Raw genomic sequence first — 1,809 nt, 5'->3', positions numbered from 1 at the left:
CGCCCTGCTGTGCGCCAGGGGTGTCCGTCCCGCCCTGCTGGGCCCGCCGACGTCGCTCACGCTCGATGCGCCACAGGAAGTCGGGGTCGTCGTCCGGCGCCGGGGGGCCGGTGCGCCGGGTGCGTGGGCGGCCGGGGGGCGTGGGGCGCACGGGACGGTAGCCGGGGTTGCTCGCGCCACCGTCGGTGCGGTGCAGCCGGCTGATGAGGATCCACACCAGGGGCCCGAGCACCGGCAGGAGCACGATCACCGCGACCCACAGGGCCGGGTGCAGGCCGTTGCGTTCCTGCTCCTGGGACCGGGAGAGGTCGATCAGGGCGTAGATCGCCATGGCCAGGGGGATGACGTACACGAGGTACCGCATGACCCCAGCCTAGGCAGACCGGCGCCGGTGCACCCCCTCATCCCATCTGCCGTCGTCCCCCGGACGTGCCTTCCGGGGGCCACCGGTGGCACCGGTGCGGCGGCCTAGGGTGGTGGGGTGCCTCTTCTCGTGTACTCGGTCCTGCGCCTGCTGCTGTTCGGTCTGGCCCTCGTCGCCCTCGCGCTGGCGGGCATGGGCGGGTGGCTACTGCTGCTGGTCGCGACGGTCGTGGCGCTCGCGCTGTCCTACCTGTTCCTGGGAGGCCCGCGGGACCGTGCCTCCCGGTGGATGTCCGAGCGTGCCGAGCGCCGCCGCCGCGAGGGCGCGCCGCTGTCGCCCGCTGCGGCCGCCGACCTCGCCGCGGAGGACGCCGAGGCCGACGCCGTGCACGCCCGCACGGCCTCACATGGCCAGGCCGACCCCCAGCAGGACCCCGTACCCCAGCTCGAGCATCCCGGTGCCGGCCAGGACGGGCCGCAGCAGGACGCCCCGGGCGCCGAGCAGGACGGTGGCGACGAGCAGCCCGGCGGGCAGCGCTAGGAGCAGCACGAGCAGGGTCCACGGCGCCACGGGGGCGCACGCCACGGCGAGCAGGAACGGCACCACGATCATCGCCGCGTACAGGCGGCGCGCACGGTGGTCGCCGATGCGCGTGGCGAGGGTGCGCTTGCCGGCCACGACGTCGGTGGGGATGTCGCGGATGTTGTTGACCTCCAGCAGGGCGCACGCGAGGAGCCCGATGCCGACGGCACCTGCGACCGCGGGCCAGGAGATCCGGTCGGCCTGGGTGTAGGTGGTGCCCAGGACGGCGACCAGCCCGAAGAACACGAACACCCCTACCTCGCCCAGGCCCCGGTACCCGTACGGCGACCGGCCACCGGTGTACGTCCACGCCGCACCGATCGCCAGCGCACCCACGGCGAGCAGCCACCAGTGGCCCGAGACCGCCACGAGCGCGAGCCCCAGCAACGCACCCAGGGCGAGGAACCCGAACGCGGCCCCGCGCACCTGGGTGGGCGGCGCGGCGCCCGAGGCCGTCAGCCGCAGGGGTCCCACCCGGTCGGTGTCGGTGCCCCGGACCCCGTCGGAGTAGTCGTTGGCGTAGTTGACCCCTACCTGCAGGGCCAGGGCGACCCCGGCGGCGAGCAGCGCGCGGGGCACCGACGCCGAGCCAAGGTGCGCCGCGGCCCCGGTCCCCACCAGCACCGGGGCGACCGCCGCGGGCAACGTCCGCAGGCGTGCGCCCTCGACCCACTCACCGATGGTCGCCATCGTCCTCCGTCCACGTCGTGACCTGCGCGCCGGTCGCGCCCAGGGTCCTCGCCGCCACCTCGGCGGCCGCACGGCGGTCGACCTTGCCCGGTCCGGTGACCGGCAGGGCGTCCACGAGCACCAGGTGCCGGGGGGCGTGCGCGCGCCCCAGGCTACGCGTGCGCGCCCGCAGG

General features: G+C 75.7%; 2 protein-coding genes and 2 pseudogenes. 1 reads left to right on the top strand and 3 read right to left on the bottom strand.

Annotation, left to right across the window (positions count from 1 at the left end; all coding sequences use genetic code 11):
* The coding region (locus N869_RS14840) for a PLD nuclease N-terminal domain-containing protein (RefSeq protein WP_084137284.1) at positions 1-364 on the bottom strand (364 nt) is incomplete at its 3' end.
* A 117-nt stretch (positions 365-481) separates the two neighbouring features.
* Here N869_RS14840 and N869_RS18645 point away from each other — a divergent pair.
* Positions 482-664, top strand: a pseudogene (locus N869_RS18645) (DUF4229 domain-containing protein); the annotation flags it as partial.
* 102 nt (positions 665-766) lie between these two features.
* On the opposite strand, the gene N869_RS14835 reads toward N869_RS18645, so the two are convergent.
* A complete protein-coding gene (locus N869_RS14835) occupies positions 767-1,636 on the bottom strand; it encodes a 1,4-dihydroxy-2-naphthoate polyprenyltransferase (protein ID WP_035062930.1) in 870 nt (289 codons plus the stop codon).
* Positions 1,620-1,809: pseudogene (locus N869_RS18025) on the bottom strand (hypothetical protein); the annotation flags it as partial. The pseudogene N869_RS18025 and the gene N869_RS14835, both read right to left, overlap by 17 nt.

This window comes from Cellulomonas bogoriensis 69B4 = DSM 16987 (assembly GCF_000767165.1).
In the GTDB taxonomy this organism is placed as follows: Bacteria; Actinomycetota; Actinomycetes; order Actinomycetales; family Cellulomonadaceae; genus Actinotalea; species Actinotalea bogoriensis.
Note: the sequence above shows the minus strand (reverse complement) of the source record. Positions and strands in the feature narration are given on the sequence as shown.